Here is a 14488-nt window from a genome sequence, read left to right on the forward strand (position 1 = left end):
TGACTCAATCTTCCTTCGGCACAACCCAGAAAATCTGCACACCGCCATCGTCGCGATAGGCGAGGGTGACGTTGTCGTTCTCGTCGATTTCTTCGAGCAACTGTTCCCACTCATCCACGGGCTCGTCCGGAAGACGAAAGATCAGCGCAGCTTTGGCTTTTTGAGCGGTGGGGGAATTGATGATTTTCTGGACGCGCATGCCCATGCGTTCATAGGCGTCAGGAGAGGCAGGGGTGGTGGCCACGGAATTATCCTTATTAAGCTGTACGTGCATACAGTATTTAACTGTAGGCAATTTCGCAACTGCTTAAAATTCAAGAAAATCCTCTGACAGCGGTTTTTTCCGTTTGGTGTAGGAAGAGGCGAATTTTTTTATCGGATAAGAAACCACTCGCCGGGGATGGCGAGTGGCAACAGGTGCCCGACCGGGACCGGTCGGGCGAGGGTGAATCAGTATTCCCAGAACATCCGCTGCAGCTCTTTGCTGTCATTGGTCTTGGTCAGTGCGACCATGGCCAGGATGCGTGCTTTCTGTGGATTCAAGTCATGCGCAACGACCCAGTCGTACTTGTCGTCAGGTTGTTCAGCGTTACGCAGTACGAAACCGCCAGCGTTGACATGGGAGGACCGAATGATCTGCACGCCGTCCTTGCGCAGGGCCTGCAAGGTTGGAACGACCCGCGAAGACACGGATCCATTACCGGTGCCGGCGTGGATGATGGCTTTGGCGCCGGACTGAGCCAGCGCTTTGTAGGCAGTGTCACTCACGTTGCCGTAGGAATAGGCGATTTCGACGTCAGGCAGACTCTTGATGTTCTTGATGTCGAATTCCGAATCCATGGTGTGGCGCTTGGCTGGCAGGCGGAACCAGTAGGATTTGCCTTCGACCACCATGCCGAGTGGGCCCCAGGCACTTTTAAACGCCTCGGTCTTGATGTTGATCATCTTGCTGACGTCACGACCTGACTGGATTTCATCGTTCATGGTCACCAGCACGCCTTTGCCACGAGCATCTTTACTGCTGGCTACAGCGACGGCGTTGTACAGGTTCAGCATGCCGTCGGCGGACATCGCGGTGCCCGGGCGCATGGAGCCCACGACGATGATCGGCTTGTCGGTCTTTTCGACCAGGTTCAGGAAGTAGGCGGTCTCTTCCAGGGTGTCGGTGCCGTGGGTGATGACGATGCCATCGACGTCTTTGCTGTCGGCCAGTTCGGCCACACGGCGGCCCAGTTGCAGCAGGTTGTCGTTGGTGATGCTTTCTGACGCAATCTGCATGACCTGTTCACCGCGAACGTTAGCCAGCTGGCTCAGTTCCGGAACGCCGGCGATCAATTGTTCGATGCCGACTTTCGCCGCTTGATACGTCGCGCTGTTGGCGGCGCTGGCGCCTGCGCCGGCAATGGTGCCGCCGGTGGCGAGGATCACCACGTTCGCCAGTTTTTGTTGGGTTTCGGCTTCTTTTGCCTGAAGGGCGGTCGGAAGGAGCAGCAGGAGGGCCAAAGCGCCCGGAACGAAAGTCTTGAAAGCAGATGTCATTATTTTTCTCTCTAGTTGTGAGACGGTGCTGATGCAGGTTCATCTAGATGCGCCCCAGGTTGATCTGAGCGCCTGGGGTGGGGGAGAGGGAGCAGGATCTGTACCAGTCATATCCAGAATTGAAAAAATGCCTTTAACCTAATGATTTGTATCAATTATGTGGTTTTTGTCAAGGGGGCCTTAAACAGCTTGTTGTCCGGGTTTCCGAATATGTTTGGCATTTACGTTCGGCTCTCCGAAAAGGGCTACGGTCACTTTTAAACAACTTGTCATGCCAGTTGCCAATCAGTGCTAAAGAAACCCGTGCACAGGTCGATGCCCTTCAAAGGATCTTTTTCTCCAGGAGTTCACATGTCATTTTCGGTTGGCTTTCCCAATGCGGGCGCGATCACCATTGGTGGCAAGTCCACGGCGACGATCAACGCTTTGAGCGAATCGACTTCCGAAGCGTCGGCGCCGGCGTTGGGTAACGAGGAATCGGCTGACAAAACCAAGGTTCGCACCGGTGGCGGCACCCCGGCCGAAGCCAAAGCAGAAAGCGGCAGCGACCAAAGCATCGCAGTAAAGATGTTGCTCAAACGCATGCAGGAACTGCAGCAGCAACTGCGCGAGCAACAGCAGCAATTGGCGGCAGCCCAGGCTGCGACTTACCCGACACCGGAAGCCAAGGCTGCAGTGGTCATGTCGATTCAGGGACAGGTCGCCGACACCAACGGCGCGCTATTGGAAGTAACCGGCAATCTGGTCAAGGAACTGGCCAAGGGTTCCAGCGCGGGTGGTATTGTCAGCACCACGGCATAAAAAGAGACACCCGCCGAAGTACAAAACGTTTTTTCGGTCGTTGACAAATGACCACAGGGTTCGCATAGTTCGGTCTACGCAAACGTTTGCGCGGCGCCGCCGATGGCTTGTTCCTCGGCGAATGCAGTGAAGCTTATGCCAGCGCAAGCGTTGCTCAGAATAATCATAAGATCGGAGTGAACCCATGAAGCTGCCATTCGCTGGACGTCTTCTCGCTGTCGCTATGCTGGCTGCCGCATCCGCCGCGTTGCCTGTCTCCTCGGCTTTCGCCGAATCCCCTGAAAAACCCAAAGTCGCGCTGGTCATGAAATCCCTGGCCAACGAATTCTTCCTGACCATGGAAGACGGCGCCAAGGCCTACCAGAAAGACCACTCCGGCGATTTCGAACTGATCTCCAACGGCATCAAGGACGAAACGGACACGGCCAACCAGATCCGCATCGTCGAGCAGATGATCGTCTCCAAGGTCAATGCGCTGGTCATCGCGCCGGCTGATTCCAAAGCCATGGTGCCAGTGATCAAGAAAGCGGTGGATGCCGGCATCACCGTGATCAACATCGATAACCAGCTGGATCCAGCCGTCGTCAAAAGCAAGAACATCACCGTCCCGTTTGTAGGTCCGGACAACCGCAAAGGCGCGCGGCTGGTGGGCGAATACCTGGCCAAGCAGCTGAAGGCCGGTGACGAAGTCGGCATCATCGAAGGCGTGTCCACCACCACCAATGCCCAGGCCCGTACTGCCGGCTTCAAGGATGCGATGGAAGCGGCGCAGATCAAGGTCGTATCCCTGCAATCCGGCGACTGGGAAATCAACAAGGGCAACCAGGTTGCCTCGTCCATGCTCAGCGAATACCCGAACATCAAGGCTCTGCTGGCCGGCAACGACAGCATGGCCGTAGGCGCCGTGTCTGCAGTTCGTGCCGCGGGCAAGGCCGGCAAGGTGCAAGTGGTCGGTTACGACAACATCAATGCCATCAAGCCGATGCTCAAGGATGGCCGTGTCCTGGCTACCGCTGACCAGTTTGCCGCCCGCCAAGCCGTGTTCGGTATCGAGACGGCGCTGAAAATCATCAAGGGCGAGAAGGTCGACAGCGGCACTAACGGTGTGATCGAAACGCCGGTAGAGCTGGTTACCAAGTAGTCCTTCCGGCGATACAACGGTGCTCGCCCGTCCGGGCGAGCACATGGAGATTCTTATGTCAGTTTCCGCTCCGAACGCTGTCCTCTCGGTCAGCGGTATCGGTAAGACCTATGCGCAGCCAGTCCTTGCCGGCATCGACCTGACGTTGATGCGTGGTGAGGTGCTGGCGCTGACCGGCGAGAACGGCGCGGGCAAAAGCACGCTGTCGAAGATCATCGGCGGGCTGGTCACGCCGACCACCGGCCAGATGCAATTCCAGGGGCAGGATTACCGCCCCGGCAGCCGCACCCAGGCTGAAGACCTGGGCATTCGCATGGTCATGCAAGAACTCAATCTGCTGCCGACCCTGTCGGTGGCGGAAAACCTGTTTCTCGACAACCTGCCCAGCAATGCGGGCTGGATCAGTCGCAAGCAACTGCGCAAGGCCGCGATCGAGGCTATGGCCCAGGTTGGGCTCGACGCGATCGACCCGGACACCCTGGTCGGCGAACTGGGCATCGGTCACCAGCAAATGGTCGAAATCGCCCGGAACCTTATCGGCGATTGTCATGTGCTGATCCTCGATGAACCGACCGCAATGCTGACGGCCCGTGAAGTCGAGATGCTGTTCGAGCAGATCACCCGTCTGCAGGCGCGCGGCGTGTCGATCATCTATATCTCGCACCGCCTCGAAGAGCTGGCCCGTGTCGCCCAGCGCATTGCGGTGTTGCGCGACGGCAATCTGGTCTGCGTCGAACCGATGGCCAATTACAACAGCGAGCAACTGGTAACCCTGATGGTCGGCCGTGAGCTCGGTGAACACATCGACATGGGCCCACGCAAGATTGGCGCTCCGGCGTTGACGGTCAAGGGGCTGACTCGCTCGGACAAGGTGCGCGACGTGTCGTTCGAAGTGCGCGCTGGCGAGATTTTCGGGATTTCCGGTTTGATCGGGGCAGGGCGTACCGAGTTGCTGCGCCTGATCTTCGGCGCCGACCCGGCGGACAGCGGCACGGTCGCACTGGGATCGCCCGCACAGGTCGTGAGTATTCGTTCACCGGTTGATGCAGTTGATCATGGCATTGCCCTGATCACTGAAGACCGCAAGGGCGAGGGCTTGCTGCTGACGCAATCGATCAGCGCGAATATTGCCCTGGGCAACATGCCAGAGATTTCCAGTGGTGGTTTCGTCAACACCGGTGACGAGATGTCCCTGGCCCAGCGTCAGATCGACGCCATGCGCATCCGCAGTTCCAGCCCGACGCAATTGGTCTCGGAGCTGTCCGGCGGCAACCAGCAGAAAGTCGTGATCGGCCGTTGGCTGGAGCGCGATTGTTCGGTGTTGCTGTTCGACGAGCCGACTCGCGGCATCGACGTCGGCGCCAAATTCGACATCTATGCACTGCTCGGCGAACTGACCCGTCAGGGCAAGGCGCTGGTGGTGGTGTCCAGCGACCTGCGCGAACTGATGCTGATCTGCGACCGCATCGGCGTGCTGTCGGCGGGGCGCCTGATCGAGACGTTCGAACGCGATAGCTGGACCCAGGATGACTTGCTTGCCGCCGCTTTCGCCGGTTACCAAAAACATGATGCGTTGCTCAATGAAGCAGCGCCTAGGGACCCTCAATGAAAACTGCAACGTCCGCCGGTAAACGTAGTGGCAATTTTTACGGCCTCGGCACCTATCTGGGCCTGGCCGGTGCCTTGCTGGCGATGGTCGCGCTGTTCTCTGTCCTGAGCAGCCATTTCCTGTCTTACGACACCTTCAGCACACTCGCCAACCAGATTCCGGACTTGATGGTGCTCGCGGTCGGCATGACATTCGTGTTGATCATCGGCGGCATCGACCTGTCGGTGGGCTCGGTGCTGGCGCTTGCAGCGTCGACGGTCAGCGTGGCGATTCTCGGCTGGGGCTGGAGCGTACTGCCGGCGGCGCTACTCGGCATGGCGGCGGCTGCGTTGGCCGGGACCATCACCGGTTCGATCACCGTAGCCTGGCGTATTCCATCGTTCATCGTGTCCCTCGGCGTGCTGGAAATGGCGCGCGGCGTGGCGTATCAGATGACCGGTTCGCGCACGGCCTACATCGGTGATGCCTTTGCCTGGCTGTCCAACCCGATCGCCTTCGGTATCTCGCCATCGTTCATCATTGCCTTGCTGATCATCTTCATTGCGCAGGCGGTGTTGACCCGCACGGTGTTCGGTCGTTACCTGATCGGCATCGGCACCAATGAAGAAGCGGTACGTCTGGCAGGGATCAATCCAAAGCCCTACAAGATCCTGGTGTTCAGCCTGATGGGACTGCTGGCGGGTATCGCCGCGCTGTTCCAGGTTTCGCGCCTGGAAGCGGCGGACCCGAATGCCGGGTCGGGCCTGGAGCTGCAAGTGATTGCCGCCGTGGTGATCGGCGGAACCAGCCTGATGGGCGGCCGCGGTTCGGTCATCAGCACCTTTTTCGGGGTCCTGATCATTTCCGTACTGGCGGCCGGCCTGGCGCAGATCGGCGCAACCGAACCGACCAAACGCATCATCACCGGCGCGGTCATCGTGGTGGCGGTGGTGCTTGATACCTATCGCAGTCAGCGCGCAAGCCGGCGGACCTGAGTCATGGCAACAATCAAGGATGTGGCAGCGCTCGCGGGGATTTCCTACACCACGGTGTCCCACGTGGTGAACAAGACCCGGCCGGTCAGTGAGGAGGTGCGGATCAAGGTCGAGGCCGCGATCAAAACTCTCGACTACGTGCCCAGCGCCGTGGCCCGCTCATTGAAGGCCAAGACCACGGCGACCATCGGTCTGCTGGTGCCCAACAGTCTCAACCCGTACTTTGCCGAACTGGCTCGCGGCATCGAGGATTACTGCGAGCGTAATGGCTATTGCGTGATCCTCTGCAACTCCGACGACAACCCGGAAAAGCAGCGCAGCTACCTGCGCGTGCTACTGGAAAAGCGCATCGACGGGCTGATCGTGGCATCGGCCGGTGGCGACGCGGGGCTGGCAGAAGGTCTGGCAGGCGTGCGCACGCCGATGGTCATCGTCGACCGCGGGCTGGAAGGGGTGAATGCCGATCTGGTGCGCATCGATCATGAGTACGGCGCTTATCTGGCGACCCGACACCTTCTGGAGCTGGGGCATCGGGACATCGCCACCATTGGCGGGCCTGCCAGTACCAGCGTGGCGCAGATGCGTCTTGCAGGTTTTTGCCGCGCCTTGAAAGAGGCGGGCGTCGAAGTGCCTGACGAACGCATGCTGGAAAGCGATTTCACCAGCACCGGCGGTTACAGCGCCGCCGCCATCCTGTTGGAGAAGAACCCGCCCAGCGCGATTTTTGCCGGCAACGACATGATCGGCATCGGCGTGCTGCGAGCCGCCGCCGAGCGCAATATTCGTGTGCCGAGCGAGCTGTCGGTAATCGGTTTCGACGATATCCAGATGAGCCGTTATGTCTATCCGGCGTTGACCACCGTGGGCCAGTCGATCCTGCAACTCGGCGAGATGGCGGCCGGCGTGCTTTTGCGCAGGATCGCCACACCGGACATGGCCACCGATCAACGGATCGTGACGCCCAGTATCGTCCTGCGGGAATCGACCGCGCCGCTGGCCGGTGTGTTTGACCACTTCCGTTGAATATGGAAAGCCGTTAAATCAAAAGCGCCGTTGAAACAGCATTTATGAGTAGTGATGTATGCCAGCAAAAGTAGTGGTGATAGGCAGTCTGAACATGGACTTGGTGACCCGCGCGTCGCGGTTGCCCCGCGGCGGTGAAACGCTGATCGGCGAGTCGTTTGCCACGGTCTCCGGCGGCAAGGGTGCCAATCAGGCGGTTGCGGCAGCGCGACTGGGGGCGCAGGTGTCGATGGTCGGTTGCGTGGGCAGCGATGCCTACGGCGAGGAACTGCGCGGGGCGTTGTTGGCCGACCGTATCGATTGCCAGGCGGTCAGCACCGTCGACGGTGCCAGCGGCGTGGCGTTGATCGTGGTGGATGACAACAGCCAGAACGCGATCGTTATCGTCGCCGGTGCCAATGGCGCGCTGACGCCAGAAGTGATCGATCGCTTTGACGCGGTATTGCAGGCGGCAGATGTGATCATTTGTCAGCTGGAAGTGCCGGATGCCACGGTCGGACATGCGCTCAAGCGCGGTCGTGAGCTAGGAAAAACCGTGATTCTCAACCCGGCGCCAGCCAGTCGTCCACTGCCGGCAGACTGGTATGCCGCCATTGATTACCTGATTCCGAACGAGAGCGAAGCCTCGGCACTGAGCGGTTTGCCGGTGGACTCCCTGGCAACCGCCGAAATCGCTGCGACCCGGTTGATTGCCATGGGGGCAGGCAAGGTCATCATTACCCTGGGGGCCCAAGGCTCGCTGTTTGCCAATGGCAAAAGCTTCGAACACTTTCCGGCGCCAAAGGTAAAAGCTGTGGATACCACGGCGGCAGGCGACACCTTTGTCGGTGGTTTCGCCGCCGCGTTGGCTGCCGGCAAAAACGAGGGCGACGCGATTCGTTTCGGCCAGGTGGCCGCCGCGCTGTCGGTGACCCGTGCCGGCGCGCAGCCCTCGATTCCCGATTTGTCCGATGTACAGGGCTTTAAAACACCATGAAGAAAACACCATTGCTCAACGTCGCGTTGTCGCGACTGATCGCTTCCCTGGGCCACGGCGACAAGGTCGTGATTGGCGATGCCGGTCTGCCGGTGCCGCCGGGCGTCGAGCTGATCGATCTGGCCCTGACCCACGGCATTCCTGATTTCATCAGCACGTTGAAAGTCGTACTCAGCGAAATGCAGGTCGAAAGCCACGTGTTGGCCCAGGAGATCCTGGACAAGCAACCGTCGGCGCTGTCCACACTGGACGAACTGAATGCCGAAGGTGCGCTGGGTCAGCGTGAGTTGCTCAGTCATGACCAATTCAAGGTCTTGAGCCGACAGGCGCGGGCGATTGTTCGTACAGGCGAATGTCAGCCGTACTGCAACATCGTGCTGGTGGCCGGGGTCACGTTCTGATTCGCCATTGTCTCTCTGTTTTCCCACGCACAAGGAGTGCGCCATGCACCGCTATGCTCAGAAACTGCACCACCTGCTCCGGAGTTTGCTGCTTTTGTCCTTGATAACCGCAACAAGCGCCCAGGCGGCGGAAAAGATCGACTTGATCATCGACACCGACCCGGGTGCCGATGACGTGGTGGCCTTGCTGTTTGCCCTGGCATCACCGGAAGAGTTGAACATCCGCGCGCTGACCACCGTCGCCGGTAACGTTCGCCTGGACAAGACCTCGCGTAATGCGCGGCTGGCCCGCGAGTGGGCAGGGCGCGAAGACGTTCCGGTGTATGCCGGTGCGCCGAAGCCGCTGATGCGCACGCCCATCTATGCCGAGAACATTCATGGCAAGGAAGGCCTGTCGGGTGTGACCGTGCATGAACCGAAGAAAGGCCTGGCCAAGGGCAATGCGGTCAATTACCTGATCGATACCTTGAAAACCGCCAAGCCCCACAGCATCACCATCGCCATGCTCGGTCCACAGACCAACCTGGCCCTGGCGCTGATCCAGGAACCTGAAATCGTTCAGGGCATCAAGGAAGTGGTGATCATGGGTGGTGCGCACTTCAATGGCGGCAACATCACCCCGGTGGCGGAATTCAACCTGTTCGCTGACCCGCAAGCGGCGGAAGTGGTGCTGAAAAGTGGCGTCAAGCTGACGTATCTGCCCCTGGACGTAACCCACAAGATCCTCACCAGCGAGGCGCGCCTGAAGCAGATCGCCGCGCTGAACAACAACGCCAGCAAGCTGGTGGGCGATATTCTCAATGAATACGTCAAAGGCGACATGGAGCACTACGGTCTTCCGGGAGGCCCGGTACATGACGCTACGGTCATTGCCTACCTGCTCAAGCCCGAGTTGTTCACTGGTCGTTCGGTCAATGTGGTGGTTGATAGCGATGAGGGCCCGACATTCGGTCAAACCATCGTCGACTGGTATGACGGCCTGAAAGCGCCGAAGAACGCTTTCTGGGTTGAAAGTGGCGACGCTCAGGGTTTCTTCGACCTGCTGACCCAGCGTCTGGCGCGTCTGAAGTAAGTTTCACACCCGCAGGTGCCCGCCTGCGGGTTTCACTCCCTTTCGTTGTATTCGGCGCCCTTGTAGTCGGTCGGGTACTTCTCGAACACCTGCGCGATGAAGGATTGCGCCGCTTCAGTTCCCAGCTCCTTGACCAATAGATCGATACCAATGATTGCCAACTCTTCCGGGCTGCCCGGGCTGTATGAACTATGACCTTGCGGCCATTTGGCTTTGATATCGGCGTCGATGCTTACGGTGGTCATGATGGGGCTCGTGAATTCGGGAAAGTCTGAGTGTGAGTTAACCATTTTGCCGGACGTTTGGCACTCCGACTTAGGCATGAGGGGAGGGCTATGCGACACTTGGTCTTTGAAGATTTATCAAGGACCGTGCTGTGCAGATCGATTTGAACTCTCCTGACGGCTTGACGCTTGAGGCCGTGCGCCAGCTGCTAGCCTCTGCCAGTGATGATGAGCACGCCCAATTGCGAGTGACCAAGGGCGGCATCGCTTACATTTCATCGGGCGTCGTGGGCGGCACCGACATCGACGGTCTCCTGTTTCGTCTGGAGACGTGGGCCAAAGGCTCCGGGTATGTGGGATTGGTCGCGGCCAGTGACGAAGTCTGGGTCATGCAGATTTTCAATGCGTTGAAAGGCAACTGGCCAACGCCACCGTTCGATTACATCGACATTTATTGAGCGCAGGTCATATAAAGTCACGATTGCGGGGTGAACGACCGGGAATGCTCAGGCAAACTCGCCGATTGTCCGGATCGAGGGCAGGGTGAAAGCGCTGCCTGTGAAACCAAACGCCAGATTGGCGGTCGCACGATCTCAGCTTAACTATTGAAAAAAGGAGGCTTCATGCCTTGGAAGCTCGCGTCATTGGGTACTTTGTTGGCCGCTAGCCTGCTGGCCGGTTGCAGTAGTACGTCCACCGAATCGGCAACAGACCCTGTCACGACGACTGATACCGGTCACAGCCGTTGCGAAGCAAAGGCTGCCGAATTCACCATTGGCAAAAAGGCTTCGCCCGAATTGCTCGAACAGGCGCGTGTCCGCGCCGGCGCGCAGAATGCCCGTATCCTCAAGCCTAACGATATGGTGACCCTGGAGTACCGTTCCGATCGCCTGAACCTGAACACCGATGACAAGCTGGTGATCACGCGCATCAACTGCGGCTGACAGCGTCAGGCTTTTGCTTCACCCATAAAAAACCCCGTCACATGGACGGGGTTTTTTTAGTGCGCCTGGAAATTACTCTGGGCGAACTTGAGCAGCTTGCATACCCTTTTGGCCTTTCTCAGCCACGAAGGAAACGGTCTGGCCTTCTTTCAGGCTTTTGAAACCGTCGCTTTCGATAGCTTTGAAGTGTACGAACAGGTCGTCACCGCCACCTTGAGGAGTGATGAAGCCGAAGCCTTTTTCATCGTTGAACCATTTAACGGTGCCGGTTTGGCGATTAGACATGGTGTATCTCCAAGAAACATATATTTTCAGTAGTACTGTGCTGCTCAGGCCAACTGGGCACACCGGGGTATCATAGTCGAAATGTTCGCTTTGGGAGCCCCCCGGACGTGCTGTTTGCCCTACAGTCACGCTTGCTTTGTTGCTTGATGTGGCTGAAAGCCCCGATTTAAAAGGCTTTCAGCCGAAAGTAAAGACGATAAAAAAAGCTGTAAAACCTGCATAAATTGTCGAAAAAAGTGGTTTTTACGACCTTTTCACCGTCGGAAAACCGAATGCGGGGTTCGTTCCGACTTATTTTTTGGTCGCATTACTGGCTTTGCATTTAGCGATCTGGCCCAGCGCTTTCTGTTGCAGTTCCGGGCTGGCTTTGTTGTCCATCAACGATTGAATGTCGCTGGCCGGGTACGACTTGATCGCATCGGCGCCACAAGCGCAGTGGGATTTTGCCGCGGCTGCACCGATCTGCGGAGTCGCTGCCTGGGTGCATTGAGCCATGTATTTCTCGCGCTCGCCCTTCGGCCAATCGGCATGGGCGGCCAGTGGCAGCAGCAGGACGATAGGGGCGACTACTGCGAACAAACGATTCAGACGCATGCTGGGATGCTCCTTGTGGGTCAATGTCTTGTTATCTGAGGGGTAAAACCGGGTTCAGTTCAGCACTCTGGCATAAAAACAGCTGATTTGCCCTTGCAGAAAAGCCGGCACCGCGACGACCGTTCATCTGTGCTAGCATGCCTCGCTCGGGCGTTTGCAGGCTCCGGATGACCTTCAGTCCCGGTGGCGGCAGATGTTCGAATAACCCTGATTTGAATCCCAGTCACTCTGGTTCGGTTTTCCGGTTGGCCGCAAGGCTCCTGCCGCTGTAAGGCAGGCGTTCGTCATTGAATGGCCTGGACCGGATCTTGTACTGGCTCATCCCAACCCACGTGACCTTTGGTAGGGGTCACCACTAGGAGAGGAGGCGCCATGCCAACTATTACTCTTCCCGACGGCAGTCAACGTTCATTCGATCACCCGGTTTCCGTAGCCGAGGTCGCCGCATCCATTGGTGCAGGTCTGGCCAAGGCCACCGTGGCCGGCAAGGTCGATGGCAAGCTGGTCGACGCCAGTGACATCATTAGCGCCGACGCGACGCTGCAAATCATTACGCCAAAGGATGAAGAGGGGCTGGAGATCATTCGCCACTCTTGCGCCCACCTGGTTGGTCACGCGGTCAAGCAGCTGTACCCGACGGCCAAAATGGTCATCGGCCCGGTCATCGACGAAGGTTTCTATTACGACATCGCCTTCGAACGTCCCTTCACTCCGGACGACCTGGCTGCCATCGAACAGCGCATGCAGCAGCTGATCGAAAAAGATTACGACGTGATCAAGAAAGTCACTCCGCGCGCCGAAGTGATCGAAGTGTTCAAGGCCCGCGGCGAAGACTACAAGCTGCGCCTGGTCGAGGACATGCCGAACGAACAGGCCATGGGCCTGTACTATCACGAAGAATACGTCGACATGTGCCGCGGTCCGCACGTGCCGAACACGCGTTTCCTGAAATCCTTCAAACTGACCAAGTTGTCCGGCGCCTACTGGCGCGGCGATGCCAAGAACGAGCAATTGCAGCGCGTTTACGGCACCGCGTGGGCTGACAAGAAGCAGCTGGCGGCTTACATCCAGCGCATCGAAGAAGCTGAAAAGCGCGATCACCGCAAGATCGGCAAGCGCCTGGGCCTGTTCCACACCCAGGAAGAGTCGCCGGGCATGGTGTTCTGGCACCCGAACGGCTGGACGTTGTACCAGGTGCTCGAGCAGTACATGCGCAAGGTTCAGCGCGACAACGGCTACCTGGAGATCAAGACTCCGCAAGTCGTTGACCGCAGCCTGTGGGAGAAATCCGGGCACTGGGCCAACTACGCCGACAACATGTTCACCACCCAGTCGGAAAACCGCGACTACGCCATCAAGCCGATGAACTGCCCTTGCCACGTGCAAGTGTTCAATCAGGGCCTGAAAAGCTACCGCGAGTTGCCGATGCGCCTAGCCGAATTCGGTGCCTGCCACCGTAACGAGCCATCGGGTGCGCTGCACGGCATCATGCGTGTGCGGGCGTTCACTCAGGATGACGCGCACATCTTCTGCACCGAAGAGCAGATGCAGGCCGAATCCGCCGCGTTCATCAAGCTGACCATGGATGTCTACGCCGACTTCGGCTTCAAAGATGTCGAGATGAAGCTGTCCACTCGTCCGGAAAAACGTGTCGGTTCCGACGAGCTGTGGGATCGCGCCGAAGCTGCACTGGCTGCAGCCCTTGACAGCGCTGGCTTGCCGTACGATTTGCAGCCGGGCGAAGGTGCGTTCTACGGTCCGAAGATCGAGTTCTCGCTGAAAGATTGCCTCGGTCGTGTCTGGCAGTGTGGTACCCTGCAGCTCGATTTTAACCTGCCTGTCCGTCTGGGAGCCGAATACGTCTCCGAAGACAACAGTCGCAAGCACCCGGTCATGTTGCACCGGGCGATCCTCGGATCCTTCGAACGTTTCGTCGGCATCCTGATCGAGCACTACGAGGGTGCATTCCCTGCGTGGCTGGCTCCGACCCAGGCAGTGATCATGAACATCACTGACAAACAGGCCGATTTTGCCGCCGAGGTTGAAAAAACTCTCAACGAAAGCGGATTTCGTGCCAAGTCTGACTTGAGAAATGAAAAGATCGGCTTTAAAATCCGCGAGCATACTTTGCTCAAGGTTCCCTATCTCTTGGTTATCGGAGATCGGGAGGTCGAGATGCAGACTGTCGCTGTGCGTACTCGTGAAGGTGCTGACCTGGGCTCGATGCCCGTCGCCCAGTTCGCTGAGTTTCTCGCGCAAGCGGTTTCCCGGCGTGGTCGCCCAGATTCGGAGTAATTATTATTAAGCGTGAAATGAGACAAGATAAACGAGCTGCACCGAAAGCCCCGATCAACGAGAATATCTCGGCACGCGAGGTTCGGTTAATTGGGGCTGAAGGTGAACAGCTTGGGATTGTGTCAATTGAAGACGCGCTTCTTAAGGCTGAAGAGGCCAAACTGGATTTGGTGGAAATTTCCGCCGATGCAGTACCCCCTGTTTGCAAACTGATGGACTACGGCAAATCGATCTTCGAGAAGAAGAAGCAGATTGCCGCGGCCAAGAAAAACCAGAAGCAGATTCAGGTTAAAGAAATCAAGTTTCGTCCAGGGACGGAGGAAGGGGATTACCAGGTAAAACTGCGCAACCTGGTACGTTTCCTGAGTGATGGGGACAGGGCCAAGGTATCCTTGCGATTCCGCGGCCGTGAGATGGCCCACCAGGAGCTGGGGATGGAACTCCTCAAGCGAGTTGAAGGTGACTTGCTCGAGTACGGTTCGGTCGAACAGCATCCTAAGATGGAAGGACGCCAGCTGATCATGGTCATCGCCCCGAAAAAGAAGAAGTAATCATCAGGGCACGGCAGGCCTTCTGATTATGTTTATCAACTGAATGCGGAGTATCCGAA

General features: G+C 58.0%; 17 protein-coding genes. 12 read left to right on the forward strand and 5 right to left on the reverse strand.

All coding sequences use genetic code 11. The features are described from left to right. Positions 1 to 4: 4 nt before the first annotated feature. Positions 5 to 274 carry a DUF1654 domain-containing protein gene (locus ACM1ZW_RS19370; RefSeq protein ID WP_416739048.1) on the reverse strand — a complete coding sequence of 90 codons (270 nt, stop codon included), beginning with the start codon at positions 272 to 274 and terminating at the stop codon, positions 5 to 7. A gap of 176 nt (positions 275 to 450) precedes the next feature. Then, positions 451 to 1539 (reverse strand): asparaginase, encoded by a 1089-nt coding sequence (locus ACM1ZW_RS19375; RefSeq protein ID WP_414884597.1) that lies wholly within the window; start codon positions 1537 to 1539, stop codon positions 451 to 453. A 351-nt stretch (positions 1540 to 1890) separates the two neighbouring features. On the opposite strand from ACM1ZW_RS19375, the gene ACM1ZW_RS19380 reads away from it, so the two are divergent. The 8 genes from ACM1ZW_RS19380 to ACM1ZW_RS19415 all read left to right on the forward strand — a co-directional run bounded on the left by ACM1ZW_RS19380 (position 1891) and on the right by ACM1ZW_RS19415 (position 9536). Beyond that, entirely contained in the window at positions 1891 to 2340 is a 450-nt protein-coding gene (locus ACM1ZW_RS19380) for a hypothetical protein (RefSeq protein WP_017337662.1), read from the forward strand. A gap of 184 nt (positions 2341 to 2524) precedes the next feature. Next, positions 2525 to 3481, forward strand: coding sequence for a sugar ABC transporter substrate-binding protein (locus tag ACM1ZW_RS19385; RefSeq protein WP_084317971.1), 957 nt, complete (start codon positions 2525 to 2527; stop codon positions 3479 to 3481). A gap of 55 nt (positions 3482 to 3536) precedes the next feature. Then, positions 3537 to 5090, forward strand: a complete 1554-nt coding sequence (locus ACM1ZW_RS19390) for a sugar ABC transporter ATP-binding protein (RefSeq protein ID WP_416739049.1) — start codon at positions 3537 to 3539, stop codon at positions 5088 to 5090. Beyond that, positions 5087 to 6064 (forward strand): ABC transporter permease, encoded by a 978-nt coding sequence (locus tag ACM1ZW_RS19395; RefSeq protein ID WP_416739050.1) that lies wholly within the window; start codon positions 5087 to 5089, stop codon positions 6062 to 6064. Before ACM1ZW_RS19390 ends, ACM1ZW_RS19395 begins: the two co-directional genes overlap by 4 nt. A gap of 3 nt (positions 6065 to 6067) precedes the next feature. Beyond that, on the forward strand, positions 6068 to 7087 hold the full coding sequence (locus tag ACM1ZW_RS19400; protein ID WP_017337665.1) for a LacI family DNA-binding transcriptional regulator: 1020 nt from the start codon (positions 6068 to 6070) through the stop codon (positions 7085 to 7087). Positions 7088 to 7145: 58 nt separating this feature from the next. Beyond that, positions 7146 to 8063 (forward strand): ribokinase, encoded by a 918-nt coding sequence (rbsK, locus tag ACM1ZW_RS19405; protein ID WP_416739051.1) that lies wholly within the window; start codon positions 7146 to 7148, stop codon positions 8061 to 8063. Then, entirely contained in the window at positions 8060 to 8464 is a 405-nt protein-coding gene (rbsD, locus tag ACM1ZW_RS19410) for a D-ribose pyranase (RefSeq protein ID WP_017337667.1), read from the forward strand. Before rbsK ends, rbsD begins: the two co-directional genes overlap by 4 nt. Positions 8465 to 8507: 43 nt before the next feature. Then, positions 8508 to 9536, forward strand: a complete 1029-nt coding sequence (locus tag ACM1ZW_RS19415; protein WP_414884594.1) for a nucleoside hydrolase — start codon at positions 8508 to 8510, stop codon at positions 9534 to 9536. 32 nt (positions 9537 to 9568) lie between these two features. On the opposite strand, the gene ACM1ZW_RS19420 is transcribed toward ACM1ZW_RS19415, so the two are convergent. Then, positions 9569 to 9781: a hypothetical protein gene (locus ACM1ZW_RS19420; protein WP_017337669.1), complete on the reverse strand. Its 213-nt coding sequence runs from the start codon at positions 9779 to 9781 to the stop codon at positions 9569 to 9571. 131 nt (positions 9782 to 9912) lie between these two features. Between ACM1ZW_RS19420 and ACM1ZW_RS19425 the strand changes: the two genes are divergently transcribed. Together ACM1ZW_RS19425 and ACM1ZW_RS19430 are read left to right on the forward strand one after the other, a co-directional pair. Beyond that, positions 9913 to 10218, forward strand: a complete 306-nt coding sequence (locus ACM1ZW_RS19425; protein WP_017337670.1) for a hypothetical protein — start codon at positions 9913 to 9915, stop codon at positions 10216 to 10218. Between the two features lie 165 nt (positions 10219 to 10383). Beyond that, positions 10384 to 10704: an I78 family peptidase inhibitor gene (locus ACM1ZW_RS19430; protein WP_416739052.1), complete on the forward strand. Its 321-nt coding sequence runs from the start codon at positions 10384 to 10386 to the stop codon at positions 10702 to 10704. 72 nt (positions 10705 to 10776) lie between these two features. On the opposite strand, the gene ACM1ZW_RS19435 is transcribed toward ACM1ZW_RS19430, so the two are convergent. Together ACM1ZW_RS19435 and ACM1ZW_RS19440 are read right to left on the reverse strand one after the other, a co-directional pair. Further along, a complete protein-coding gene (locus tag ACM1ZW_RS19435) occupies positions 10777 to 10989 on the reverse strand; it encodes a cold-shock protein (RefSeq protein WP_003179963.1) in 213 nt (70 codons plus the stop codon). A gap of 291 nt (positions 10990 to 11280) precedes the next feature. Continuing rightward, a complete protein-coding gene (locus tag ACM1ZW_RS19440) occupies positions 11281 to 11583 on the reverse strand; it encodes a hypothetical protein (protein WP_416739053.1) in 303 nt (100 codons plus the stop codon). A gap of 372 nt (positions 11584 to 11955) precedes the next feature. Here ACM1ZW_RS19440 and thrS point away from each other — a divergent pair, with 372 nt between their 5' ends. Further along, entirely contained in the window at positions 11956 to 13878 is a 1923-nt protein-coding gene (gene thrS / locus ACM1ZW_RS19445) for a threonine--tRNA ligase (RefSeq protein ID WP_008023971.1), read from the forward strand. Beyond that, entirely contained in the window at positions 13878 to 14429 is a 552-nt protein-coding gene (gene infC / locus ACM1ZW_RS19450) for a translation initiation factor IF-3 (protein WP_172435341.1), read from the forward strand. The genes thrS and infC overlap by 1 nt, the downstream gene beginning before the upstream one ends. Positions 14430 to 14488 lie beyond the last annotated feature (59 nt).

The organism is Pseudomonas sp. NFX71 (assembly GCF_048079215.1).
GTDB classification, from domain to species: Bacteria; Pseudomonadota; Gammaproteobacteria; order Pseudomonadales; family Pseudomonadaceae; genus Aquipseudomonas; species Aquipseudomonas fluorescens_B.

Bases quoted from the DNA above. Each gene is read 5' to 3' on its own strand.
- ACM1ZW_RS19370 (WP_416739048.1), bottom strand. From the start codon at position 274: ATGCACGTACAGCTTAATAAGGATAATTCCGTGGCCACCACCCCTGCC.
- ACM1ZW_RS19375 (WP_414884597.1), bottom strand. From the start codon at position 1,539: ATGACATCTGCTTTCAAGACTTTCGTTCCGGGCGCTTTGGCCCTCCTG.
- ACM1ZW_RS19380 (WP_017337662.1), top strand. From the start codon at position 1,891: ATGTCATTTTCGGTTGGCTTTCCCAATGCGGGCGCGATCACCATTGGT.
- ACM1ZW_RS19385 (WP_084317971.1), top strand. From the start codon at position 2,525: ATGAAGCTGCCATTCGCTGGACGTCTTCTCGCTGTCGCTATGCTGGCT.
- ACM1ZW_RS19390 (WP_416739049.1), top strand. From the start codon at position 3,537: ATGTCAGTTTCCGCTCCGAACGCTGTCCTCTCGGTCAGCGGTATCGGT.
- ACM1ZW_RS19395 (WP_416739050.1), top strand. From the start codon at position 5,087: ATGAAAACTGCAACGTCCGCCGGTAAACGTAGTGGCAATTTTTACGGC.
- ACM1ZW_RS19400 (WP_017337665.1), top strand. From the start codon at position 6,068: ATGGCAACAATCAAGGATGTGGCAGCGCTCGCGGGGATTTCCTACACC.
- rbsK (WP_416739051.1), top strand. From the start codon at position 7,146: ATGCCAGCAAAAGTAGTGGTGATAGGCAGTCTGAACATGGACTTGGTG.
- rbsD (WP_017337667.1), top strand. From the start codon at position 8,060: ATGAAGAAAACACCATTGCTCAACGTCGCGTTGTCGCGACTGATCGCT.
- ACM1ZW_RS19415 (WP_414884594.1), top strand. From the start codon at position 8,508: ATGCACCGCTATGCTCAGAAACTGCACCACCTGCTCCGGAGTTTGCTG.
- ACM1ZW_RS19420 (WP_017337669.1), bottom strand. From the start codon at position 9,781: ATGACCACCGTAAGCATCGACGCCGATATCAAAGCCAAATGGCCGCAA.
- ACM1ZW_RS19430 (WP_416739052.1), top strand. From the start codon at position 10,384: ATGCCTTGGAAGCTCGCGTCATTGGGTACTTTGTTGGCCGCTAGCCTG.
- ACM1ZW_RS19435 (WP_003179963.1), bottom strand. From the start codon at position 10,989: ATGTCTAATCGCCAAACCGGCACCGTTAAATGGTTCAACGATGAAAAA.
- ACM1ZW_RS19440 (WP_416739053.1), bottom strand. From the start codon at position 11,583: ATGCGTCTGAATCGTTTGTTCGCAGTAGTCGCCCCTATCGTCCTGCTG.
- thrS (WP_008023971.1), top strand. From the start codon at position 11,956: ATGCCAACTATTACTCTTCCCGACGGCAGTCAACGTTCATTCGATCAC.